Raw genomic sequence first — 24,358 nt, forward strand, 5'->3', positions numbered from 1 at the left:
TTACTTGCAGCAATGCCCGGAACATGGTAGCGGTATTTTTTTGCCCAAATTGACCAAATCATAATCCAGGGATAACAGCCGGTGCCGGTGCCCTGGATAAATTTGAAGTCCTAAACTCAAAGTTATTGATGGATTCCAGAAGAGATTTTCTAAAAAAGGCCGCCCTGCTCGCGGGTACGGGCGCGATGACGAATACACTTCCGCCCGTTATTCAAAAAGCGCTGGCAATCGACCCTGCCCCCGGTAGTACGTTCTATGATGCCGAGCATATCGTGTTCCTGATGCAGGAAAACCGTTCGTTCGACCACCAGCTAGGCATGTTGCAGGGCGTGCGCGGCTTCAACGACCCGCGCGCGATCGAGCTGGCCAACAAAAACAAAGTTTGGTTCCAGACCAACAAGGACGGCGAAACCTACGGGCCTTTCCGCCTTAATGTAAAAGATACCAAAGTCGCCTGGATGGGTTCCATTCCCCACGGCTGGACCGACCAGACCGACGCCATGAATAACGGCAGATACGACCGCTGGCTCGACGTGAAAGCACCGCGCAACAAGGAGTATGCGCACATCCCGCTCACCATGGGCTACTGCGACCGCACCGATTTCCCGTTTTATTACTCCCTTGCCGATGCATTCACCGTTTGCGACCACAACTTCTGTTCGAGCATTACCGGCACTCACCCGAACCGCTATTACTGGATGACGGGCACCGTTCGCGAAAAGAACGAGCCGTCGGGCATTGCGCATTTGTGGAATATCAGCAATTACGAATATCCCGAGCTTGAATGGAAGACCTATCCGGAACGTCTGGAAGAAGCGGGCATAAGCTGGAAAGTTTACCAGAATGAGCTCACGATGGGCTACGGTCTCAAAAGCGAGGAAAGCGAGTGGCTCAGCAACTTCGGTACCAATGTGCTGGAGTATTTCAAAGCCTACAACGTGCGTTTCCACGAAGGCGGCATTGCCAATCTTGAAAACAAAAGGCAAACGATCGTACATACCATCGCGGAACTCGAAAAAGAATCGGCGACGGATTCCCGCGCTTCGCAACGTCTCGCCGCCGCGAAGCGGCTTTTGAAGAACATCGAAACCGCCCAAACAAAGTTTAATAAGGAAACGCTGGCAGCGCTCTCGGATAAAGATAAAAAACTGAACGAAAAGGCATTTACTACAAACGTCAACGATCCCTATTTCCATGAACTGACATCGATGCAGTATTCCGACAACGGCAAGGAACGCACGCTGAATGTCCCCAAAGGCGACATTTTCCACCAGTTCAGGGAGGATGTTAAAAACGGGACGTTACCGACGGTTTCGTGGCTGATGTCTCCCGCGCGTTTCTCCGACCATCCCGGCGAGCCGTGGTTCGGGCCGTGGTATGTGAGCGAGGCGATGGAAATACTGCTTCAAAATCCGGAGGTGTGGAAAAAGACCATCTTCATTGTGACTTATGATGAAAACGACGGGTATTTCGATCATTTGCCTCCATTTACAGTTCCGAATCCTTATAAAGAAAACACGGGAAAAGTCTCCTCCGGCATCGATCCGAGACTCGATTTTGCATTGGCCGACCAGCAAACAAATCCGTCGGCCAACCCGGCCGGCATTCGCGAAAGCTCCATCGGCCTGGGTTACCGGGTGCCGATGATCATCGCATCGCCCTGGTCCCGTGGCGGTTACGTCAATTCGGAGATATTTGACCACACTTCTTCGCTGCAATTCCTCGAAAATTTCATAAAAAAGAAATTCAACAGGGAAGTTCGTGAGGAAAATATCACCCAATGGCGCCGAACGATTTGCGGTGACCTCACGTCGGTATTCCGGCCATACAACGGCGAAAAAATCGAAACGCCTGTTTTCCTGCAACAAAAACCATTTATCGAAAGCATTCATCAGGCACAATTCAAACAGGCGCCGGAAAATTTCAGAAAGCTCGATGCTCGGGAACTGGCGGAGCTCAACAAGGCCCCGGGGAAGTCGCCCCTGTTCCCTGCTCAGGAAAAGGGTACCCGCCCGGCCTGCGCATTGCCCTACGAGCCTTTTGTAAATGCGCAAATCAATAAAGCGAGCCTGCAACTGTCCTTCAAGACGGGTAACCGGCTGTTCGGCGATAAATCGAGCGGAATGCCGTTCCGGGTTTACGCGATGAAACCCTACCGGAACGAAACGCTCCGCTCGTGGGATTACAGCGTTGCCGCGGGCGACAGCCTGACGGATGAGTGGGAACTGGCGGCTTTCGAAAACAACACCTACCACCTGCGCGTTTACGGCCCCAATGGCTTCTTCCGGGAATTTAAAGGCAGCGGCGCCAACCCTGAATTGAAAGTAGGCTGCGAATACGAGATAAAATCGTCCGCACCGACGGGCAATGTGATTGTAACGATCGAGAACCTCGATTCCAGGGCACATGACGTAATGATCGGGGATAACAGCTATAAAACCGGCGTTAAAAACAAGACTTTCGCCGTCGGCTCGAAGGCCTCGCTCGTACTGGATCTGAGCAAATCATTTCAATGGTACGATTTCAGCGTGAAGGTAAAGGGTTACGAGGGATATGAAGAGCGCTTTGCCGGGCATGTGGAAACCGGCGCCGTCACGAAAACCGATCCGCTGATGGGTGGTGTAATATAAAACAGGCCGGAGATAGTCAACCTCCGGCCTGTACATATTGATGAAATGTAATCTGAAACGCTATTTTCTGAAAGGAATCAATTGTCGTACTTTCTCATCGCGTAGGTACAGACCCGCCCATACCAGCACGCCAAACACCGCCGCGAAATACAATGGCTGCCCAACCCGCACCATGATCGCGATAGCGCCTCCCAGGTAACCAGTAATCAAAATCGCGCCGAGAATGGCCGTGCGAGGGATTATGTAAAGGATTGTCGATATCAGGAGCGCGATACCGATGTTTTGTACCTGGTCCACCGGCCAACCCAGCGCCGCCGAGCCTTCGATGGAATGTGATTCTTTGATGACCTTCATGACGGCATCGAAAAGCAGGAACAGAATGCACAAGGCGCTGATGATTTTGCCGGCAAGCACGCCTTTGTTTCCCTGGCTTTTTGTGTTCGAAGTGACGAGTGTAGCTTCCATAATTTTTCCTGGTTTATATAAGTTTTGTTTGACTGATTGGTTGATACAAAACTAGCAGGTGCCGGCGGGACGGGCGCTGTGTAAAAACGGCATTGTTAGGGGGCGTTTGCGTCATCAACAGAACAATTCTCCCGTGTTCGACGCAATTGCAGCGGATTTATTCCGTTTTAGGTAACAAAAAAGTAGAAATTTGCAGTAACTTGCTTATAACTGAAATTCAAAACGTAGCCCGAAAAAAACGAAGTATGAAAGAACCGATCATGCAGGATGATATCCTTGCAGCAAGCATCCGCAATGGCGACATACCCTCTTTCACAAGGGTTTACGAAACCTACCACGCTTATCTATTCCGCTTTGCGCTCCGGTTCCTGAAATCCACCGAACATGCCGAAGAAGCTGTGCACGACGTTTTCCTGAAATTGTGGGAGAACCGGGACTGCCTCCATAACGAATGCTCCCTGAAAGGCTATCTGCTTAAAATTTGCAAGAGCCATATTTTTCACGTGCTCACGCGCGCAGGAAAAGAGCAACCGGTACTGCAACTCTGAGGAAAAACGGGCCGAATGCATGGATAAGGAAATTCACATCAGGAACCTCGTTTACAAATACATCTCGAACCAGTGCAACGGGCCCGAGCAGGACGAACTGCTTCGCCACCTGCGAACCCCGGCGGGAAAATGGGTTTTCGACGAAGTAATGACCTCGGAGGCCGACAAGATTTTTACCCAAAGAGAAGAGATCGAACCGGCCGTTTCTACCCGGCTACTGGGTCGTTTACGCGAGAATATGGTGTCAGAGGACGCTGCCGGCGAACATCGGACACCCTTTTATCGCAACCGCAATTTCGTCGTCGCCGCAACGGCCGCGCTGGCGTTGCTCGCCCTGCTGGCCATTTACTGGCTCAGGCGCTAAGCATGATTATTTTTTGATATACTCGTCGGTAAAATGCGTCCTGGCCTTGGGCTGGGCGAATTTGTCGGCATTATAGCTCCGCGAATTTCCCCTCGGAATCGACAGGGACGACCATTTATCGTCCAGCGCCATTTTGCCGATGAACACGATTTGTCCTACATGGTACGGATAGTGGGCCAGCTGCCGGTTAATCGCTTCCATCACCGAATGTCCCTGGTTCCGGATGTAAATCACGGTGTTCCAGTTGGATGCGTCCAATGAATCCAGCGCTTTGAAAAGGCATTCCCAACCTTCGTTCCATTTGGCAAGCAGATCTTCGCGCCCATCGATATCGTTTTCGAACTCCGCATCGCGGTCACGCCATTCCTTTTCTCCGTCGGTGGTAAGGAAGTCGGTCCAGCGGGAAAGCATATTGCCCCATAAATGCTTGACAATGCTGGCAATGCTGTTGCTTTCTTCATTGTATTTCCAGAAAAGCTGCTCGTCGCCCAGCTGCGCAATCGTCTTTTCGCCGAGCATTTTGTAATATTCGAATTGCTTTCTTACGCTTTCGAGGTATTCCTGGTTCATGGTCTGGTGAAATAATGGTTTGTTCAACCCAAATTACAAATTGTTATCTACTAATGGAACGCTCGATCCGGAACACTTCGCCGTAAGCTGGATTGATATCGAAAATCTCGGTCAGCGCAATTCCCCGAACCATCGAAAGGATCAGCCGGATCACCCCCGCGTGTGTCACGACCGCGATTTTATGATGGGCGGTTTTCCCAAGATCATCCCAAAACGACTTCACGCGTGCGTACATCTGCATCATACTCTCGCCCCCAGGCGTGCACGCGTGCACATAATCGTCCATCCACGCCTGCAACGCCGCGGGGTCGACGGTATCCCAGGTTTTGCCCTCCCATTCCCCGAAATCCAGCTCCTGTAAACGGCTATCGGTCACGAACCCGGCGCCGATGGCCTTCGCAAGCGTGGTGCAGCGGGAAGCCGGGCTCGAATAAATGATATCCAAATCCGGATCCAGCTTCGATCGTACGATTTCGAGTTCCGATGGAAAACCGGCATGCAGTAAAAGTTCCTTGCGGCCGTAAATCAGGCCACGTTCGAGAACGGGCGTCGTATGCCGGATCAGGTAAATTTCCATAGCACAACGACGAAAAGATAGAATGCGATCTCACAGACCTGCTGGATAGCCCCCAGGCAATCGCCCGTGTAACCACCGATCCATTTTTTGAAATAGCCCGCCAGCACCGCCATAACCAATCCCATCGGTAGGATCGCCATCACGACCAAAGGCTGCCCGAATACCGCCGGGAACGCCAACAAGGGCATAACCCCGAAAACGATAGCGGTCGCCAATACCGAAAAAGGCGGCTTTTCGGCAACAGGTTTTGCCTTGCCGCCGGTCTCCCGCGCATAAGGCAGCGTGTAAATGACAAAAACAGGCATGAGCCTGCTCAGCGAATGCCCGCTCACGAGCACGGCGACGATCCCGCCTTCCGAACCGCTTATCGCTTGCAAAAGCGCAAATTTCAAGGCGAGGATCGATATCAGGCCCACGGATGCATACGTACCGACGCGGCTGTCCTTCATGATTTCCATGATTTTTTCCTTCGTCCACCCGCCTCCGAAACCATCGCAAACATCCGCAAAACCATCTTCGTGAAATGCGCCGGTCAACAGCACGGAAACAATCATCGAGCACAGAACAGCTACCGTGGGAGTGGTACAATAATCCGCGACAAGCCATGCGCCGCCCGCTGCGGCACCTACAATCCAGCCGATAAACGGCAGGTAACCCGTCGACAGGCTCAGATTTTCCGGACGATAAACCACCCATTTCGGTGCCGGCAGACGTGTGTAAAATTGCAGCGCGGTAAAAAACAGGGTCAGCTGTTTGCGAAAATAGGGCATCGGATATTAGTTCTGATTTTCGGTATTCCGGCTTACGCCCGCGCTTTCAAAGCTGGCCATTTCGTTCAAAAAGGAAACGGCGCTTTGGAGGAGCGGGTAGGCCAGCGCGCAGCCTGTGCCTTCGCCCAGCCGCATATCCAGTTTGAGAAGCGGATCGGCTTGCAGCCACTGTAACAGCAGGCGATGGCCTTTTTCATCGGATTGATGGCAGAAAACCGCATTATGCCCGATGGAAGCGTCCATTTTGAATGCGCACAGGTAGCTTACCGAGGCTATAAAACCATCCACCAACACCAGCATTCCCAGTTTTGCTGCCTCGGCCATTGCACCGCACATCATGGCAATTTCAAATCCGCCGAAAGTCGCCAGCACCGATTCGGGATCGTTGGGTTCGTTTTTATGGTATTCGGAGGCATCGGTCAGAACCGCTATTTTCTGCAAGAGCTGGACGTCATTCAAGCCGGTACCTTTTCCGACGCATTCAGAAACCGGGATTTCCAGCAACCGGCTCATGGTCATCGACGCCGCGGAGGTATTGCCAATGCCCATCTCTCCGAAGCCGATCACATTGCAGCCCGTTTCCCTGACGTGGCGAACCAACTCTGCCCCTTTTTCAAGACACCGCCGGCATTCGGCGGCCGTCATCGCGGGTTGTTTCAGAAAATTTTTCGTACCGAAATTAACTTTCGCATCGATCAGTTTTTCGTTTTTCCCAAAATCATAATCCACGCCGGCGTCCACCAGCAGCAGGTTTATGCCATGCTGACGCGTAAAAACGTTGATCGCCGCGCCACCTCCCATAAAATTAAGGACCATCTGGGGCGTTACCTCCGAAGGGTACGCGCTTACCCCCTGCGATGCGATGCCGTGGCTCGCGGCAAAAACAATGATATGGGGATTAACGAGTTCCGGCGACAGAGTGCCCTGCACCGAGGCGATCCTCAACGCCAGCCTTTCCAGCGCCCCGAGTGCTCCCAGTGGCTTTGTTTTCGAGTCTATTTTTGCCTGGATTTCCTCGCGTGTTACGGCAGCTGTATACATATTATTTTGTGGATTTTAAGGTTAATGGAAGCCCCGAAACCATCATGATCGCCTCCCGGGCCACAGCGGCGACGTATTGATTCGCCCACCCTTGCAAATCGGTAAACTTTCTCCCGGCTTCGGTCGCGGCATGAACGCCCATGCCTATTTCGTTGGAAATGATGATCAAAGTGGCATCTATCCGGGCCAGGGCGTCTATTTCCGCCTTAAATGCGGCCAGGGATTTACCGACATCATAACCGAAGGCCTCGAAAAGATTTGTAAGCCATAATGTTACGCAATCGATAACCACCACTTTACCCCCTAACGGAAGCAAATAAAGATCCTTCTCGCTTTCCAGGGAAACCCATTCGGGCCCGCGCTCGTCCTGATGCCGCTTCACCCGTCTGGCAAAATCTTCGTCGCGGATCCGCGAGGTTGCGACATAAACGGGACTTCCGCTCTTTTGCAACGCCAGCTCCATCGCGAACCTGCTTTTGCCGCTCCTGACGCCGCCGGTAATATAGATGATCATGACGGCTCCACGTTTTTGAAACGCTTGTACAGAAAAAGTTGCCATTTCTCCTCCGCGACGCCGGCTTTGTCCATCTCCGCCCGGGCCAGGGTAAAAAACAGATCGGAAAGGCGGTTGATATAGGCCGGAATGGCCTCGTGTACCTCGTCGGTTTTCATAAGCGACACCAGCCGCCGCTCGCCACGGCGCATTTGCGTGCGTGCCACGTGGCATAATGCCGACACTTCGTTCCCTCCCGGCAACAAAAAATAATCCGACGGCGAGGTCATAGCAGCTTCCAGGGCATCGATCCAATCCTCGCAAAAGGTCGCCCCATCAACCGGCATCGGGTTTTTATTTTCCTTTTTAGCGTCCGACGGCCGCGCCAGATGCGACATCATGTCCATCAGGTCCTTCTGTATTTTGTGTAAGCCGGGCTGCCATTCATGCCCGTTGCCCAACTTCACCCGCAGCATGCCGATTGTCGAATTAGCTTCGTCGAGCGTCCCGATGCATTCGATCCGCACGTCGTCTTTACTCACCCGGCTCCCGCCGAACAGCCCGGTGGTTCCCTTATCCCCCTTTTTAGTATATATTTTCATTCAATTAATGGATTTATAATAGATCAGCTCATGCTTGGGCAACAACTCGGGATGGATAATCCGGATCAGATCGGCCAGCACCAGATGCGGGTTCACCGCGCCCGATTCCCAGTAATCGTTCGCTCCCTGGGCATTCATGCGTTTGTTGTAGCTATAAATGTGATTGGATTTGAATGACCTGAAATCGGCGTAGCGGGCATCCCGTGCCAGGATATCCTTTTTGGTCTGCACACTTCCGATGCTCACATTCAGCCAGAAATCCGCCTGCAATGCCACCGGATACACCGTTTCAAAACTCAGCGGAAGGCTACCCGTTGCTTTTGTATCCGACCAATGGTAAGAAGCACCCGCATCGCGAAAGAAACGGCTCACGTAGCTGTCCCCATTCGGGACGTACCAGGCGTCTTTGGAATTCATCCCCACCAGCAGGCTCGGTCGCGGACCAACCTTGCTTGTTAACCGGACCAGTTTCTGGTATTCTGCCTCGACACGCGCAAATTTGCGGTTCACATCGGTCTCCCGATTGGTAAGCACCGCCAGCAGCTTTACCCATTCGGCCCGGCCCAGCGGCGTCCTCTCGACCCATTCCGAATTCACCATCACCGGTATACCAGCCTGATGAAGGGATTCATAGCGGCTTACTTTCGAAACCGGACTGCCCGTAGCCATGATCAAATCCGGATGCAAGCTCACCAACAGTTCTTCGTTTAGTCCCTGATCCTTACCTACTTCCACAATTTTACCTGCCCTAATGCGGTCGAGCACCTTTGGCGAAGACACGTACCTGAGATTGCCCATTCCGGTAAGGATATTCTCGCAACCCAGAAAGCCTACTAATCCGATGTGCAGCGACGACATCGCCACCATGCTGCGCACCGGAATTTCGATGAACTGGCTGTCATGATAGCCGATGGGCCGCGGCGTACCACGTTGTACCAGGATATAACTCAGCGTGTCCGTCGATTTTTCGAACGGGCTCATGATTTTCACGACTTTATAGTGATCATGATACGTGATCGCAAAGCCGCGCGCGTGTGAAACTTTCACCTTTTCGGGGAACAGGTCACGCCCGGAATAATGCGATCCGCCTTTTTCGTAAAGCGCCGAGGAAGTACCGCAACCAGCCAGAAGGCCCGGCAGCAGGAGAACTGCAAATAGTTTTCTGATAATCATTTTGTCATCGGCCTTTCTTCCGAAAGCCATGTTAACCATGTTGGCAGGCAGGTTTTCTGACTCGTTCAACTCCTGCGCCTTCCCGGGAATAATGATTGAATGATTGAATAAAACATTCGGTCATTCAATCATTCAAAATTATATCCCAGTGGCATCTCACAAGAGCCTCGTTCTGAACTCACAGCAGCGGAGACTGTTCCGGATTTTCACCGGATTCCCTTTTAACACGCACGACGCGTGCACCTGGATTGTCGCAAAACTAGCGATATTTTATTGCTTATCATTGCAAACATTCATTTCACACACGCGTTCATGAAGCGAGACGATAGGCTTCAATGACCTACTGAGAGAAACCTTCTTCGCTGTCGAGGAGATCGCATGTTTGGTAAAAGTTTCACCAGGATCCGTTCAAAAGATCAAGCGGGACAGGAAATTAGGATAATCACTGTCACAATTAATACCATTATAAAACATGACCTTTGATTGACCAATACAGCCCGCCGGATATCCGCCGCTCCGATCTCCCGGTCGCTCTCTCCGATGAACGGTTTCGCAACCACCGTCCCGTGATACACGTTCGGGCCGCCGAAGCGGCAATTCAGGATACCGGCCAATGCAGCTTCGGGATATCCCGCATTAGGGCTTTTATGCATCGGGCCGAATTTGAATACGAACATAAGTCCCCGCTTGCTTCCGGTTACCAAAACCATCAAAAGGGCCGTCAGCCGGGCCGGAACGAAGTTCGCCAGGTCGTCGAGCCTGGCCGCGAATTTCCCGAACCATTCGAAACGTTCGCTGCGATACCCGAGCATCGAATCCATCGTGTTGATCATCTTGTAAGCCATCATACCCGGCACTCCCCCGACAGCATAATAAAATAGCGGGGCTATCACACCGTCGCTCAGGTTTTCAGACATGGTTTCCAGCACAGCTATGCGTATCTGCTGAGGACCGAGTTTTGAGGTATCCCGCCCGACTATGCGCGAGAGTTGCTTCCTCCCTGCTTCCAGACCTTCGTTTTCCAGCACCGAAAAAACCTTACGCCCCTCGGCGATCAGCGAATGGTTGGCAAGCCCGAAGTAAACCCAGATACTATTGATAATCAATAATAATGCTGACACACGGAAAAGTAGCGCATTGAGTCCGTAAAAAAATGCGAATACCAATAATACCAGCGCCACGCTTAACATCGCACCTTTCCAGAATCTGAAACGCCCGCGGTTCAGCAGTTTCTCCCCTTTGGCGATGGCGTTGCCAAAAACCCGCACGGGATGCGGCCAATGATCGGGATCGCCGAGCCACAGATCGAGCAGGTAGCCGGCAATCAGCGGCAGGACTAGTAGTAAAGTGTCTGCCATTCCTTTAATGCGTCGAACATTTGCTGATTATCATCCGGCCTCCGGGTAGCGATACGAAAATGCTGTCGCGTCAGGCCCCGGAAATTGCCTGCGTCGCGTATGAGAAAGCCATATTTTTCCAGCAGAAAATCTTTGAGCTGCGAGGCATTCCTCACCAACGTTCTTCCAAGAAAGAAATGCGTATCGCTGTCACCCACTTCCAGGCATTCTATTTCCTGCAATTTTTGAACGAACGTTCTTTTATTATGTAAAAGTTGGGAAACCGGTGGCTGTACGTTGGCAAAATGATCGTAAATATAATGGCCCGCCGAAATCGCCAGCGTATTTACCGTCCAGGGTTGTTTGATATTCATCAGTTGATCTATCACCTCCCCGCGCGCAAGGACGTAACCTAGCCTGAGGCCGGGAATCGCGTAAGTTTTCGTCAGCGAGCGCATTACCAGTAAGTTGGCGAACCGGTCCAGCAGCGGTACAACCGAGTTTTCGCCTTCTGTAAAATCGATAAAAGCTTCGTCGACAACGAAAAGGCATTGCGGGTTCAATCTGAGCCAATACTGCAAGTCCCTGAATAGCAGTCCGGTCGGATTATTGGGACTGCAGATAAACACCACATCGCTTTTCACCCCCGGCAGCACCGTCGCTTCCTGCCATGGCATGCTCCTCACGTCGTGCCCAAACGCCAGGCAAGCATCCTCATATTCCGAAAATGTAGGAGTAACGATCGTCGCGCGTTTCCCAGCGAAAAGTTGGGCAAGCAGGTAAATACTTTCCGTCGTGCCGCTGCAAACCATTACTTCCCCGGTTTGGCGGCCGTGATGGACGGCGATCTTCTCCAGCAAGCTCTCGGCCAGCACCTCAGGATACCGGTTGACCTCGTTCCATTTTCCAAAAACATATTCCTTCAACCCCGCCGGTTCTCCTCCGTACCAGACATTCGTGCTGAAATCCGCAACAATCGTGGTTCCATACCGGTAACCGTCGTCGCCATGCCCGTGCAACATATCCTATTCCTCCAAACTTTTGTAAATCAGATCCATATCCATATTCGCCCGCAGCAAGTCGGCGAGCTTATCATATTGTTGCTCCTTAAATTGCCGATAGTCGAAAGGAGACGTCTTTTCAGTCGTGTAAGGTTCCAGAATGCTTTCGATCACCACTTCGTTATCGAGAATTCCGTGCAAATACGTGCCCCAGGTGCGTGCATCGCGGTAGAAACCGTCCAGGCGTCCGTCCGAAAGTGTAGCCACCGGCGTGCCGGCGCTCGATGCGGTTGTTTCGCCCATATGGATTTCATAACCCGAACACATTTTCTCCGCTTCCCTGAACCTGAAAGTGCATTGCAAAGTGGTTTTATCCGGCCTTAAAACGGTTCGGACGGGCAATAGGCCTAACCCGGGCAATGCTTCTATTTCGCCTTCCACATGATCGGGGTCCAGAATGGCTTCGCCGAGCATCTGATATCCTCCGCAAATACCGATCACCGTTTTCCCGGCCTTGTGCGCGTCGTAGATTGCCTTTGCGATCCCGCTATTTCTGACGACAAGCATATCCGCAATGGTATTTTTGCTTCCCGGAATGATCACGACCGACGCCTTCGCTATTTCGGAAGGTTCATTGGTATAATACAAATTGACCCGCGGGTCCTTTTCCAACCGGTCGAAATCGGTAAAGTTGGAGAGCCGCCTCAACAGGATCACGGCCACATTCACTTTGCCCTCCACCGCCGACCGGTGTTTTAATTCAAGCGAAACAGAATCCTCCTGTTCGATGTGAATGTCCCTGAAGTAAGGCAAAATACCCACGACTGGCAACCCCGTGAGGTCTTCGAGCATTCGCTTGCCGTCTTCGAACAACCGTCCGTCGCCCCGGAATTTATTGATGATAATGCCCCTCATACAAGCGCGTTCTTCTTCTGTAAGCAGCGCGATCGTACCATAAACACTGCCAAAGACCCCACCCTTATCGATATCCGCTACCAAATAGGTCGCAGCCCGCGCGTGTGCGGCCATCCTCAGATTGGTGATATCCCTGTGTTTCAGGTTAAGTTCTGAAATGCTGCCCGCTCCCTCCATCACAATCGGGGAATATTTGCCGGCAAGGCGGTCGAAGGCCTCCTTTACCGCGGAAAAGAGCTCCCGCCTGTCGTTAGCCATAAAATACGCGTAAGCCGACTGGTTGCCTGCCGGCTTGCCGTTCAGCACCACCTGCGACGACCGGTCGCTGGTGGGTTTCAGCAGCACCGGGTTCATATCCGACTCGCAGGGTATTTGCGCCGCTTCGGCCTGTACCGCCTGGGCACGTCCCAGTTCGAGCCCATCGGCCGTCACAAAGCTGTTGAGCGACATGTTTTGCGCTTTAAAAGGGGCCGGTTGGTACCCGTCCTGCCTGAATATCCTGCAAAAGCCCGCTGTTATTACGCTTTTACCAACATCGGAACCGGTCCCGACAAACATAATCGGACGTAATTTCCTGCTATTCATTTCTTGAATTAAGTAATCGCGCTGAAACGGTTTCCGTAATCGACCAGGCGGAAAGGTCTTCCAATGGCAGGTAATCCGCCTCGAGCGCCTCCGCAAGCTGCTTTGCCTTGCCATAGCGCACATAACCGCTCTCGGTATCCAGCACCAACGCCCGATGTGCCGATTTTCCGGCCAGATACAGCGACTGCGACCATGCATCGCCATCCGCTCCCGGCAAAGGCACATTGGCCTTTCCATCGCTCAGAATCACCAGAAAAGGTATCGTACCGCTTCCCGTGTGCCGGGAAAACGTCTCTTCTGCAAGCTGCAATGCATGCGGCAACGGCGTACGCCCACCGGTGGGCAGCAGTCTCAATGCTTCCCCGGCCGCCTCGATGTCCCGGGTGGGTTCAAGCAAAATCGTCGCTTCCACGCCGCGAAATGCGATAACCCCCACCATATTGCGCCGTTGATACGCTTCCTGCAACAAATTTATCACCGCGCCTTTTACCGCCTCCATCCGCTTGCCCGCTGCCATCGAGCCCGATGCGTCCACGACAAAAAGAATCAGATGTGCGACCCGGCCGTTTCGCACCTTTTGATGTAAATCTGCTTTTCCGATATGCAATGCATCGGGATTGCGGCTCAGTGCATGCAAAACAGTGTCTGTAACGGCAATATCGGCAGCGGAGCCACTTTTGACCGATCTTACGTGGAGCCCGGTGACGGTTTTTCCGGCTCTCGCACTGCGGCCATCCGGCAGGTCCGCCCGTTCGATGCGGCGGTTACCATTCAATTCCGGAACATTCATTCCAAAATCAACATCCGCTATCTGTTCATGCGGATTGTCATCACAATTTTCTTCGCCGCATCCGTCCGCCGGGCTATCGGTTTCACCCTGCCCCGGAATGTCGGAATCCCGATGTGTTTGTTCGCCATTCGGCATTTCAGGACTTTCCTCCGAAGGTTGCCGGATTTGCGGCGGAACGGTCTTTTTTCCTTTTCTATGCGTCAGTACAAGCCCGGCCGCTTCGCGTATATCATTAGCCGTCACCAAAGTGCGCCCATTAAACGCCGCGATCGTTACGGCAGTTTTATACATAACGATGTCGGCCCGGAGGCTACCCACACCCCATTCAATGCACAACTGGCTGATCATTTTCAAAAGTCCGTCGGGCATTTGTACGACCGGCAGTAACATCCGAGCCTTGCTCACCTGTGTTCTGATTACCTCCAGGTTATCGGCCCACCGGCTTGCGAACTCCGCGGCATCGGCCTCGAATGCAATGCGCCTGCGCACCACTTCCGTCCGCACGCCGGCGTCGACCGGTGCGCCTACTTCCACCATCAAACCAAAACGGTCGAGGAACTGCGGCCGCAGGTTTCCTTCTTCGGGATTCATGGTTCCGATGAGCACAAACCGCGCCGGATGGCTTACCGACAATCCTTCCCGCTGGACGGTATTGATCCCCGAGGCCGCAACGTCCAGCAAAACATCCACCAGATGGTCGGCAAGCAGATTCACTTCGTCGATATATAAAATGCCCTCATGCGCGCTCGCGAGCAGGCCCGGCAGTAGTTTTTTTGTCCTGCCGGAAAGGATTGCTTCGATGTCCAGGCTACCGAGCAGGCGGTCCTCAGACACCCCGAGAGGCAGATCCACGAACGGCACCGCGGCTCCGCCGGAGGCCAGCGCCGGCATTACCTGCACCAGACCGCGCACCGCCGTGCTTTTTGCCGTGCCCTTTTCACCCTTAATTAGCACACCGCCAATTGCAGGATTGATGGCGCATAACAGCAATGCTTTTTTCAGATCATCCTGCCCGACAATCGCGGAAAAAGGATATAAAATCGTTTCGGTATTCATTTCAAAGTTGGTGTCTGGTCGGCCCTGGATTCGAGCAAAGTTTCGCTTTTCAGATACAAATTTTTCAAACCTTCCAGCGTTTCCTCCGACGGCCTTTCCCAAAGTCCGCGCTGCGCCGCTTCGAGCAGCCGCCCGGTGACGGCCTGTAATGCCCAGGGGTTGTTCTCTTCAAAAAATTGCTGCATATCAGCATCCAAAGCATAGGTTCCGGCCACTTTTTCGTACATCCAGTCGTCTACCACATGCGCCGTGGCATCGTAACCGAAGAGATAATCGACCGTGGCGGTGAGCTCCAAACCACCTTTGTAGCCATGTTTTTTTATGCTTTCGATCCATTTGGGATTGATCACACGCGAACGGAACACGCGGAGCGTTTCTTCCTTCAAATCCCGCACAACCGGTTTGGCCGGATCTTGCGAGTCGCCCAAATAATGCTTTGGCTGCTGGCCTGTGAGGTTACGGATCGTAGCGATCATGCCGCCGTGGAATTGCAGGTAATCGTCGCTGTCGAAAAGGTCGTGTTCGCGATTATCCTGGTTATGAAGGGCTACTTCCACCCCGGTAAGCCGCCGTGTAAACTCGTCACGGGCGTCCACGCCCTGTGCGTTCCGGGAATACGCGTACCCTCCCCAATTGATATAGGCCTGGGCGAAATCACCGTCGGTTTCCCAGTTCCTTTCGTTGATCAAAGGCAGAATACCGGCCCCATAGCTTCCCGGTGCAGCGCCGAAAATACGATAGGCAGCCCGCTCTTCCGCTTCCTCGACAGCGTATGTATCATCCTTTTGCAACTCGGCAAGCTCTTTTAAATAGTGTTTTTTTACAAAATTTTCCTCCAATGGTTCGTCCGCCGCGATCGCCATCTGCACTGCCTCGTCCATCAACTCGATCAGGTGTGGGAATGCATCTCTGAAAAACCCGCTGATCCGCGTCGTCACATCGACGCGCGGCCTTCCCAGCTGAGCGGGCGGTATTATTTCCAAACCTGTGATCCGTCGGCTTTCCGCTTGCCAAACAGGGCGTACACCCAGCAATGCCAACACCTCCGCCACGTCGTCGCCGTGTGTCCGCATGGCGCTCGTTCCCCAAATGCTGATGCCGACACTTTCGGGATAGTGCCCGGTTTCCTTCCAATGCCTGTCGAGCACCTCTTTGGCGAGCTGCTGCCCTACTTCCCAGGCAGCCTTCGAAGGCAATACCCTTGGATCGACAGCGTAAAAATTCCTCCCTGTCGGCAGGATATGCGCCATTCCGCGCGTAGGCGCACCACTCGGACCCGCCGGTACGTACCCGCCCGAAAGCCCGTGCAGAAGATTGGTGATCTCCTCGTCGGTGCGTGCCAGATTAGGAACGATTTCTTCCGCGATAAAAGTCATTATTGTGCGAAGGTCCGTCAAGCCCGGCGATGCGGGGTCGCGATGGAGCGATTCGAATATCACACGGTCTGTCATCTTTTTATCAAACCTGTAATATTCAAAAAGCCGGATCAGATGCCCCGCCATTTCGTCCAATACTTCCAATGCGTCGGCCCCGGTCACAATGGGGCGTCCGGCCCAGTCCGTGAGGGCGTCGGTGGCAGCCAGCTTACGTCCTTTCCGTTGATGAAGCATTTCAGTATCAAGTTGATACAAAACTGCCAATGTCGCCAGCATACCGGGAACGGGGCCGTTTGGCAACCTTGTGAGCGCTCGCAGCATATCGATCAGCGTTTCGCCTTCCGGCATTTGCCCCAATGTGTGCAAGCCATTCCGGATTTGCGCAGCTCCCAATTCGCACAAGTAACCGTCGATATCTTCAATCAGGTGCGCGATGTCTTTCCCATCCATTTCCGCCAGGCTTACAGGCACGCCTTCCGGCGTCATTTCGTCATCCCAGTCATGCTTGTGGTCGCCGTGGTCGCGGCTGAGCATGGCGGAAAGATCGGCGTCCAGGTTGGTCTGACGGATCAAATCCCATATCTGTCTTTGCAGCAAGGGCAATTTGGACGGGTCCAGGCTTTCTACCTGGTAATATTCATCGACCAGCTGCGTAAGCTGTGCCAGCTCGCCATAGGTATCGGCGGAGGTCATGGGGGGGTGTCAGGTGATCTACAACCACGGCATGTGCACGGCGCTTGGCCTGCGAGCCCTCTCCTGGATCATTGACGATGAACGGATAAAACAGCGGCAAATCGCCCAGAAAAGCATCGGGGTAACAATTCTCCGATAACCCTATTCCCTTGCCCGGCAGCCATTCGAGCGTGCCATGCTTGCCCACATGCACGATCGCATCGGCGCCCCAGTCGTCGCGCAGCCAGCGGTACAATGCATGGTAATGGTGCGTCGGCGGCAAATCGGGTTGATGGTAAATCCCGTCGGGGTCCATGCCGTAACCCCTCGGGGGCTGCAAAGCCACAAATGCGTTCCCGAGGTCAAGGCCCGCCAGGGCAATGCGGCCATCGTGCACATAGGTTTCACCCGGTGGCGGACCCCATTGTTTCAACATTTTCTGACGGACAGGCTCGGGTAAATCCCTAAACCAGTCTTCGTATCGGTCGGCCGGAACTTGCGCAGCGGCCCGGCTTAGCTGACCGGCTGTGAGATAATCGGCGTCGTAGGCGCAGAGATCTATCAATGCATGGATCAGTTCGGTACCCGTTGCTGGCAGGTTGTCGATCCTGTAACCTTCGTCCCGCATCGCTTCAAGGATAAGAAGCAAGGATGCGGGCGCGTCGAGTCCCACTGCGTTCCCGATTTGGGAAGCTTTGGTATTGGAATTCGTCAAAATGAATGCCACCTTTTTATCGGCATTCTTCAAATATTTCAATCTCGCAAAACGAATAGCCAAACCGGCAACTCGCTCAACCCGGTTTTCCAGCGGAATATAGCCACGAACCTCCTTTCCTTTCTCCTTAAAAGAAACCGGTACTGTAATGATGCGGCCGTCAAATTCCGGGATGGCCACATTCATCGCGGTATCAAGCGGGTTCAGCCCGCGGGCCGACGATTCCCACGGCCCAAGGCTCATCCCGCTGGTGATGGCCTGCAACACAGGCACATTCAAATCCAGCAATGCACCGGGCGGTTCGCTGCTTTGCACGGCGGGCCCGAGGTCGGTCATCGCGAAGGAAATAGTGTTGACCAATACATCGATCCCCATTCCTGCTTCCCTCCTGAAATAGCCGAACGCCTGCGGCTTGCCCGTTTGCGGATCGATGGATTTGAGCGACGACGTAAAAACGGGCAGCACATTCACGCCCCTGTCTTCCAGCGAACGGATCATCGCATCCACAAAGGCGGTATTACCGCTGAGCCAATGTGCCCGGTAGAAAGTAATGCCAATCGTTGGCAATGAAGGGTCGCGGTATTTCAGCCAATCGGTCGGGTCGGCATATTCGGGCAAATCGGGATGGTAAATGCCGTGCTCGGGCAAATGTACCGGTGCGTCGGCACCGAAGCCGGTCATGAGCAAATGATCCGACAGATAGCTGAGAAGCGCGATCAGGTTATTGTACCCTCCCGCCTGCAAATAGGCCAGTGTTTCGTGCAAAACCGCCGGAGAAACCGTTGACACCGCCGCGAATTCAGGATTAAACTCGCCTGTGCCGCTCACGACGATGAAATGTTGCCCCCGCTCGCCAGCCCTTTTCACCAGTTCATTGAAACCCGGAATGCTGCTCAGTCGCCCGTGAATACGGACTATTATGATTTTAGCCTCCCCGATTTCCCGTTGTAAAAGCTGCTGCATTTGCTCCTCGCTCCTGAGCGCCGTCAGGCCAATGCCGGTTGTTTTGGGAAAATCGTCCGGCAGAAGTTGCAATGCGCGGTCGAGCGTAAGCAAGTCGGTATCCGCGTGCGTGAGGAAGACGATCCCGTCCGCCGGAAGGGCGGTTTGCCCGAGTTCGGTGAAGGCTCCGGACCCCTTCCAGGTATAAAATTGAAATACATATTCGGCCAGGTCCGCCGGCGGCACCAGGTACCGGTCGGCTTTGACCATACTTTCGATATAATCAAAAATCGCGATGATCTGCCACTCGTAGTTAATGGAATGAAACCACACCGAATGCCCGTCGAACAGCAGCGTAGCCACATTTGCCAGCGTACACGGCCCCAGGCAGCCACCTTTGGTCATATGCACCACATTCCGCAGTTTCCGCCGCAGCCACTCGCTCTTGTACAATCCAACCGGAACCGGCGCATAGCCGCGATCGGTCCGTCCGCAGCAGCACGCATTATAGCAATACGAAAGGTGGCCCCGCCGCTGCACCAGGTTAATGGATTTCCCGTCCGAACGGGTTACGCGTTGACGTTTCATCGCAGACTGTCCGTCCATTGGCTTCGGGATTTGTTGATAAGGTATTGAATAAATTGGGGCTTATCGGCCCAGTAAAGGTGTACGTAGGAAGCGAATGTGTTGCGGCACCTGAAAAAACCGGTTTCAACCGGCACTCCCCGCGCATTAGCGATCTGCGCGGGTTCGACGTGTATATTCCGGCTTTTGAAACTGGAATAATGAAACTCGTGACCGCCGATTTCCAGTCCGCTCCAATACATTGTCCGATAGCCCAGCGTCATTTTCGCTCCCTGTAAAGTAGTTTCACAATCGAGCACGCCCGCCATCTCCAAAATGCTTCCGGAATCCGTCTCTATCGATTTTCCCAGATACATCATTCCGCCGCATTCGGCATAGGTCAGCCCCCCGTTTTCGCAATAATCACGAATGCTTGCGCGCATCGACCGGTTTTCCGACAGCCGTTCCGCGAACAGCTCGGGATAACCGCCGGGCAAATACAGCAGGTCGGTCGGGGGCAATGCGACGTCTTTCAGCGGACTGACCCAGCTTATTTTCCCGAATGCCTTCAAAACCTCCACATTCTGATGATACAAAAAGGTAAAAGCGTCGTCGCGCGCAACCGTTATGCGCAGGTTCGGAGATTTGCCATAAGACAGCCCCGAGTGCGCCGGAGGCCATACAACGTCCTGGCTTTCAAAACAATGACCAAAACACGCAATTTGCAGCAAGCGATCGATATCGATCGTTCGGGGGATCATTTCCGCCAGCCCTTCGATAATCTGTTCATAGTCCGTTCCGGCAGAGATATGCAGGCCCAAATGCCTTGATGGAATGTATAACGCCTCATTTTTGGGCAAATACCCCAAAGCTTCCACGCCTGCATCCGCGCATGCGTCCTGCAAAAACCGATAATGCGATCCGGTATTTACAAAATTGAAAATCACTCCAACGACCCGTATCCTGGCGTCGAAATTCTTCAAACCGTAAATCAGCGGTGCCGCCGAATAAGCCATCGACTGCGCATTGATTACCAGCACCACCGGGATATCGAGCAAAGCCGCTATTTCGGCACTGCTTCCGCGCATTTTATCGGCTCCGTCGAAAAGCCCCATCACGCCCTCGGCCACACTCACGTCCGTTCGCGACGCGTAATGCCGATACACCTCACGCACGTGGGCGTCCGAGGCCATGAACGTATCCAGGTTCAGGGAGGGCCGCCCCGCCGCTGCCGAATGGTGAATGGTATCGATATAATCCGGCCCGCATTTGAACGGCTGTACCGCCAGCCCGCGATTCCGTAATGCACGCAAAAGGCCCAAAGTCAGGGTTGTCTTGCCCGAACTGCTCGAAGGCGCTGAAATGAGAAAGCTGGATTTCGGGTTGTTCACAATGTGGTTGTATTTCAGATACTTACTCTTTTCAGGCTAAACCCTTACTATTTCCGATTATGGCAAAAACAAACGCTCAAAACCAGCCAAACGCTTCCCGGCCGGCCAATAACCGGGGCTCCGAAACATCATCCACAGCAGTCACGGCCCTCCCGGCAGCAGGGCATTCGGAATATCAGAATTTGAGATGCGCCGACCGGTCGAACGAAATAATCGGCAGAAAAACAGAAAGGCATTCCCGGGCATTAATACACCCGGTAATCGGGCGAAAACCCGACGAATATCCAAATCAGACCCTGCTTCATACCGCGAAAGCATTGTCAACAAGGAAGGGACAGGTGTTCTGGCTTGGGATAATTTTGAATGACTGAATGATTGAATGACCGAATATTTTATTCAGTCATTCAATCATTCAAAATTATCACCCTCACAGTTGCGCGACAGCTCGTGATTTTCACCAAATGGGTGATTCCGACGATTCCCCTGGACTGCATCGATATGCAATACCCTTTCCTGTTGGAGAAGTATGTTAAAGAACTTTTTCTGGCGTAAAGTTAGGTAATTCGCCTGTTTTTTGTGTTTATCTCCATCAAAAAACCATAGCTTTGCGCATTCATCGGTTCGCGCCGCCGGCGCGATTAAAAGGGAATCCGGTGCAAATCCGGAGCAGTACCCGCTGCTGTAAGTTCACCATATCAAGATCCTGGCTGATGCCACTGGAACACGAATGAGCGAATGTGTGAATGAGTGAATATTTTCAATAGCGAAACATTCACTCATTGTCTCATTCACTCATTACTTCCGGGAAGGCCCAGCGATCTGAACAAGCCAGAAGACCTGCCGTTGAATGATCCGGTTTTGCTTTCGGGAAGAAAGGCAAGAGGAAACGGCAGGCTGCATGGCGGCCACGCTACTCCCTGCATTCTCCCCATAAGTTATTTTTTAATTTATGTGGAAATCTAAATGATTCATTATCTGCTCCTTGATTCGCTGCTCCTGGGTGTGCAGCATTCCTTCGAACCCGACCATATGGCTGCGGTTTCCGTCCTGGCGACGGAAGAGAACAAAAGCCCCGCGCAACGCTGGAAGCTCATCTGGCGATCGTCGCACTGGGCGTTAGGACATTCATTTACGCTGATTTTATTTGCCGTTCTCGTCCTGTTGCTTAAATCCACTTTATCGCTGCGGGTCGCCGATCAGGTCGAGTTGGTGGTAGGGCCGCTCATGATATGGCTGGGCTTGCTGGCCATCCGCAGGAACTTCAGGAAGGACGCCGCCGCCGGTCAGGAAGGCCGACGGGTAAGCCGTTCATTCTGGGTCGGGATGGTGCATGGCCTCGCTGGTACGGGCGGGGCATGTGCGGTGGCGCTTACCCTCGCCGCGCGCGACGCCGTGACGGCCATATGGATTATTGTCCTGCAAAGCGTAGGTATTATCCTGTCCATGTCGGCTTACGGCTACTTTTTCGCATTTTCCATCGGCCGTTTTGCCGGCAAACGCGAACGTTTCCCGACGATCGTCAACTACCTCGTGGGCATATTTTCGATCCTGATCGGGGCAATAACTCTTTATGAATCTTCCGATTTTAGTAATGCAGACCCAATTTTATCAGATTCCCCGCATTCCGCTCGCCGGAATGCTGCTTTCCCTCACGGCATTTTCTACGGCATTGGCCCAGGAAAACAACGCCGATTCGTCGGGCCGCAAATTGCTCGACCCGGTCGTGGTTACCGCGACACGTTTTGAAACCAGAAAAGAAAAGATAGCGCAGAAGCTCGACCTCGTTTCCCGGGAAGATATTGAAATGACACCCTCCGCCGATCTGACAGACATCGTGCGGAAGACGGCGGCGGTGGACGTCATTCAATATCCAAATCTTTCGTCCGGCATCGGTATCCGGGGCTTCCGGCCCCAGTTTTCGGGACTGAACCAGCGGACGCTGCTCCTGATAGACGGCCGTCCCGCCGGCGCTACGAACCTGTCTCAGATCAACCTGAATGGTATCGACCACATCGAGGTGCTGAAAGGCCCGGCATCGTCGCTCTATGGCTCACAGGCGATGGGCGGCGTGATTAATGTCGTCACGCAACGCTCCAAAGGTGCGCCGGGAGGTAATGCTTTTGTGGAATACGGTAGTTTTAAAACGTTGCAGGCCGGCGTCAATACGGGCGGAAACATCACTTCCAAACTCGATTACGATTTGAGTTTCAGCTATCTCGAAAGATCGAAGGATTACAAAATCGGGAAGGACAACTGGCTTCGGAATGCATTTGGCTACAAACACGCAACCAAAAACTACAACGACCGCCCCGCCGTCGAAACCGACGAAACCAGCGGCGACGGCACGCGAAGGCCTTTTACAAAACTGCATTACTTTTCAGGCACGTTGCGGCTTGGTTATCAGATCAACGACCACTGGCGTGTGGATGTGCGCGGGGAACAGTTCCAGGCCAGGGACGTGGAATCGCCGGGAGAACTGTCGTCGGGGAGCACGGAAGCCAGCACCAAGGACGTCGACCGGCAGTCATTGGACGTTTCGATCAGCGGACGGATCGGTCGGCATAGCCCGGGCGTGAAGGTTTATGCCGCGGAAGAAAATACGGCTAATTACACACAGAATGTGTCCGGCAAACCGGTGGTGCCGTTCCGTTCCGCGCAGGGGCATAATGCATGGAAAGGTATTCAGGTAAAGGATGTCTGGAAAGTGGGCCGGCATTCGGTGATACTGGGTTACGATTACCTCGACGCATCCACGGACAGCCGCCGCTGGAACAACGACACTACCGAGCGCGCACCTACCCAGCCCCGGTACGCCCTCATTTCGAGCGCATTCTTCGGACAGGCGTTGCTGAATGCGGGTAAACTGACACTGCAACCGGGTATTCGTCTGGATCACATTACATTCGACGTCCGCGAAACACCGTTGTTACCCACCTATAAGGCGGGCCGGAAAACAACGCCATTCGCAAGCCCCAGTCTCGGCATTACTTACGCGCTTATGCCTTCGCTACGCGTGAAAGCTAATATCGGCCGCGCGTTCGTTACAACCGATGCATATAGCGTAGCCGGTTACAACGAAATCCGCGATTCCAGGGGCCGTATTGCCGTCACCGCCGGTAATCCCGATCTGAAAAACGAAAGCAGCCTGAGCTGGGACCTGGGTCTGGATTTGAACAAACCGCAATCCGGGCTCGCAGCTAATGTGACGTTTTATACCACCAAAGTCGACAACCGCATAGCCAAGATCATCAAAACCGTGAACGAGCCTTTGGGGAATGGGGATATAATCACTTCCAGGGCCACATTCGTGAATGCGGCCGATGCGGAAATCTGCGGCATCGAAACCGAGATTTCCTACGATTTCGGGGCGAAGAGCGATTACCGCTATTCTTTAAAAGCATTCTGGAACGGCAATTCCATAATTAAAGCCAGGGAGCTCATCGTCGGTACCGACGCCTCCGAGGTTCGTCGTGATATACAGAATGTCGCCCGCAATACTTTCAATTTCGGACTGGCCTACGACAATTTGAAGTGGCTGCAACTGCGCCTTTCCGGCAGGGCGATCGGGACAAGAAAAGATATCGATTATACCGATCCGGCCAATCCTGAAATCGAATATCCGCAGTACATGGTGCTTGACTTCGTTGCCCAGTTCAAAATTACGGGCGGTCACACCATTGCCCTGAAACTAAACAATGTCACGGACGAAAATTACTACGAAAAACGGGGCTACAATCTGTCCGGAAGGGCATTATCGGTTCGGTATATGAAGCGTTTCTAA

Annotated in this window: 20 protein-coding genes and 3 riboswitches; of the genes, 5 read left to right on the forward strand and 15 right to left on the reverse strand. The window is 53.1% G+C overall.

All coding sequences use genetic code 11. From position 1 onward, the window contains the following. Nucleotides 1-128 precede the first annotated feature (128 nt). Nucleotides 129-2,630: a phosphocholine-specific phospholipase C gene (locus tag ABV298_RS05585; protein ID WP_353721181.1), complete on the forward strand. Its 2,502-nt coding sequence runs from the start codon at nucleotides 129-131 to the stop codon at nucleotides 2,628-2,630. Nucleotides 2,631-2,690: 60 nt separating this feature from the next. Here ABV298_RS05585 and ABV298_RS05590 read toward each other — a convergent pair whose 3' ends face one another. Continuing rightward, nucleotides 2,691-3,095 (reverse strand): DoxX family protein, encoded by a 405-nt coding sequence (locus ABV298_RS05590; protein ID WP_353721182.1) that lies wholly within the window; start codon nucleotides 3,093-3,095, stop codon nucleotides 2,691-2,693. A 245-nt stretch (nucleotides 3,096-3,340) separates the two neighbouring features. Here ABV298_RS05590 and ABV298_RS05595 point away from each other — a divergent pair, with 245 nt between their 5' ends. After that, the gene (locus tag ABV298_RS05595; protein ID WP_353721183.1) at nucleotides 3,341-3,643 is read left to right on the forward strand and encodes a sigma factor; all 303 of its coding nucleotides are present in this window, start codon (nucleotides 3,341-3,343) and stop codon (nucleotides 3,641-3,643) included. Between the two features lie 19 nt (nucleotides 3,644-3,662). After that, a complete protein-coding gene (locus tag ABV298_RS05600) occupies nucleotides 3,663-4,007 on the forward strand; it encodes a hypothetical protein (protein WP_353721184.1) in 345 nt (114 codons plus the stop codon). A 6-nt stretch (nucleotides 4,008-4,013) separates the two neighbouring features. On the opposite strand, the gene ABV298_RS05605 is transcribed toward ABV298_RS05600, so the two are convergent. From ABV298_RS05605 to ABV298_RS05670, 14 genes are all read right to left on the reverse strand, one after another. Beyond that, on the reverse strand, nucleotides 4,014-4,577 hold the full coding sequence (locus ABV298_RS05605; protein ID WP_353723147.1) for a DUF1572 domain-containing protein: 564 nt from the start codon (nucleotides 4,575-4,577) through the stop codon (nucleotides 4,014-4,016). 43 nt (nucleotides 4,578-4,620) lie between these two features. Next, entirely contained in the window at nucleotides 4,621-5,154 is a 534-nt protein-coding gene (gene cobC, locus ABV298_RS05610) for an alpha-ribazole phosphatase (RefSeq protein WP_353721186.1), read from the reverse strand. Continuing rightward, nucleotides 5,139-5,924 (reverse strand): adenosylcobinamide-GDP ribazoletransferase, encoded by a 786-nt coding sequence (locus ABV298_RS05615; protein WP_353721187.1) that lies wholly within the window; start codon nucleotides 5,922-5,924, stop codon nucleotides 5,139-5,141. The genes cobC and ABV298_RS05615 overlap by 16 nt, the downstream gene beginning before the upstream one ends. Before the next feature lie 6 nt (nucleotides 5,925-5,930). Then, entirely contained in the window at nucleotides 5,931-6,965 is a 1,035-nt protein-coding gene (gene cobT, locus ABV298_RS05620) for a nicotinate-nucleotide--dimethylbenzimidazole phosphoribosyltransferase (RefSeq protein ID WP_353721188.1), read from the reverse strand. Between the two features lies 1 nt (nucleotide 6,966). Further along, on the reverse strand, nucleotides 6,967-7,479 hold the full coding sequence (locus tag ABV298_RS05625) for a bifunctional adenosylcobinamide kinase/adenosylcobinamide-phosphate guanylyltransferase (RefSeq protein WP_353721189.1): 513 nt from the start codon (nucleotides 7,477-7,479) through the stop codon (nucleotides 6,967-6,969). After that, nucleotides 7,476-8,060, reverse strand: a complete 585-nt coding sequence (locus ABV298_RS05630; protein ID WP_353721190.1) for a cob(I)yrinic acid a,c-diamide adenosyltransferase — start codon at nucleotides 8,058-8,060, stop codon at nucleotides 7,476-7,478. The genes ABV298_RS05625 and ABV298_RS05630 overlap by 4 nt, the downstream gene beginning before the upstream one ends. After that, a complete protein-coding gene (locus tag ABV298_RS05635; protein WP_353721191.1) occupies nucleotides 8,061-9,263 on the reverse strand; it encodes an ABC transporter substrate-binding protein in 1,203 nt (400 codons plus the stop codon). It abuts the gene before it with no gap. Further along, nucleotides 9,262-9,495: riboswitch (cobalamin riboswitch) on the reverse strand. It overlaps the preceding gene by 2 nt. A gap of 154 nt (nucleotides 9,496-9,649) precedes the next feature. Further along, on the reverse strand, nucleotides 9,650-10,591 hold the full coding sequence (gene cbiB / locus ABV298_RS05640) for an adenosylcobinamide-phosphate synthase CbiB (protein WP_353721192.1): 942 nt from the start codon (nucleotides 10,589-10,591) through the stop codon (nucleotides 9,650-9,652). Beyond that, the gene (locus ABV298_RS05645; protein ID WP_353721193.1) at nucleotides 10,570-11,592 is read right to left on the reverse strand and encodes an aminotransferase class I/II-fold pyridoxal phosphate-dependent enzyme; all 1,023 of its coding nucleotides are present in this window, start codon (nucleotides 11,590-11,592) and stop codon (nucleotides 10,570-10,572) included. Before ABV298_RS05645 ends, cbiB begins: the two co-directional genes overlap by 22 nt. A 3-nt stretch (nucleotides 11,593-11,595) precedes the next feature. After that, the gene (locus ABV298_RS05650; protein ID WP_353721194.1) at nucleotides 11,596-13,044 is read right to left on the reverse strand and encodes a cobyric acid synthase; all 1,449 of its coding nucleotides are present in this window, start codon (nucleotides 13,042-13,044) and stop codon (nucleotides 11,596-11,598) included. 19 nt (nucleotides 13,045-13,063) lie between these two features. Continuing rightward, nucleotides 13,064-14,917 (reverse strand): VWA domain-containing protein, encoded by a 1,854-nt coding sequence (locus ABV298_RS05655; protein WP_353721195.1) that lies wholly within the window; start codon nucleotides 14,915-14,917, stop codon nucleotides 13,064-13,066. After that, on the reverse strand, nucleotides 14,914-16,986 hold the full coding sequence (locus tag ABV298_RS05660) for a cobaltochelatase subunit CobN (RefSeq protein WP_353721196.1): 2,073 nt from the start codon (nucleotides 16,984-16,986) through the stop codon (nucleotides 14,914-14,916). Before ABV298_RS05660 ends, ABV298_RS05655 begins: the two co-directional genes overlap by 4 nt. Continuing rightward, a complete protein-coding gene (locus ABV298_RS05665) occupies nucleotides 16,931-19,228 on the reverse strand; it encodes a cobaltochelatase subunit CobN (RefSeq protein ID WP_353721197.1) in 2,298 nt (765 codons plus the stop codon). Before ABV298_RS05665 ends, ABV298_RS05660 begins: the two co-directional genes overlap by 56 nt. Further along, entirely contained in the window at nucleotides 19,207-20,577 is a 1,371-nt protein-coding gene (locus ABV298_RS05670) for a cobyrinate a,c-diamide synthase (protein ID WP_353721198.1), read from the reverse strand. Before ABV298_RS05670 ends, ABV298_RS05665 begins: the two co-directional genes overlap by 22 nt. Nucleotides 20,578-20,892: 315 nt before the next feature. Beyond that, a riboswitch (cobalamin riboswitch) is annotated at nucleotides 20,893-21,103 on the reverse strand. Between the two features lie 74 nt (nucleotides 21,104-21,177). Then, nucleotides 21,178-21,437, forward strand: a riboswitch (cobalamin riboswitch). 103 nt (nucleotides 21,438-21,540) lie between these two features. Between ABV298_RS05670 and ABV298_RS05675 the strand changes: the two genes are divergently transcribed. Together ABV298_RS05675 and ABV298_RS05680 are read left to right on the forward strand one after the other, a co-directional pair. Continuing rightward, a complete protein-coding gene (locus ABV298_RS05675; protein ID WP_353721199.1) occupies nucleotides 21,541-22,323 on the forward strand; it encodes a hypothetical protein in 783 nt (260 codons plus the stop codon). After that, a complete protein-coding gene (locus ABV298_RS05680; protein WP_353723148.1) occupies nucleotides 22,214-24,358 on the forward strand; it encodes a TonB-dependent receptor in 2,145 nt (714 codons plus the stop codon). Before ABV298_RS05675 ends, ABV298_RS05680 begins: the two co-directional genes overlap by 110 nt.

Source organism: Dyadobacter sp. 676, from assembly GCF_040448675.1.
Taxonomy (GTDB): Bacteria; Bacteroidota; Bacteroidia; order Cytophagales; family Spirosomataceae; genus Dyadobacter.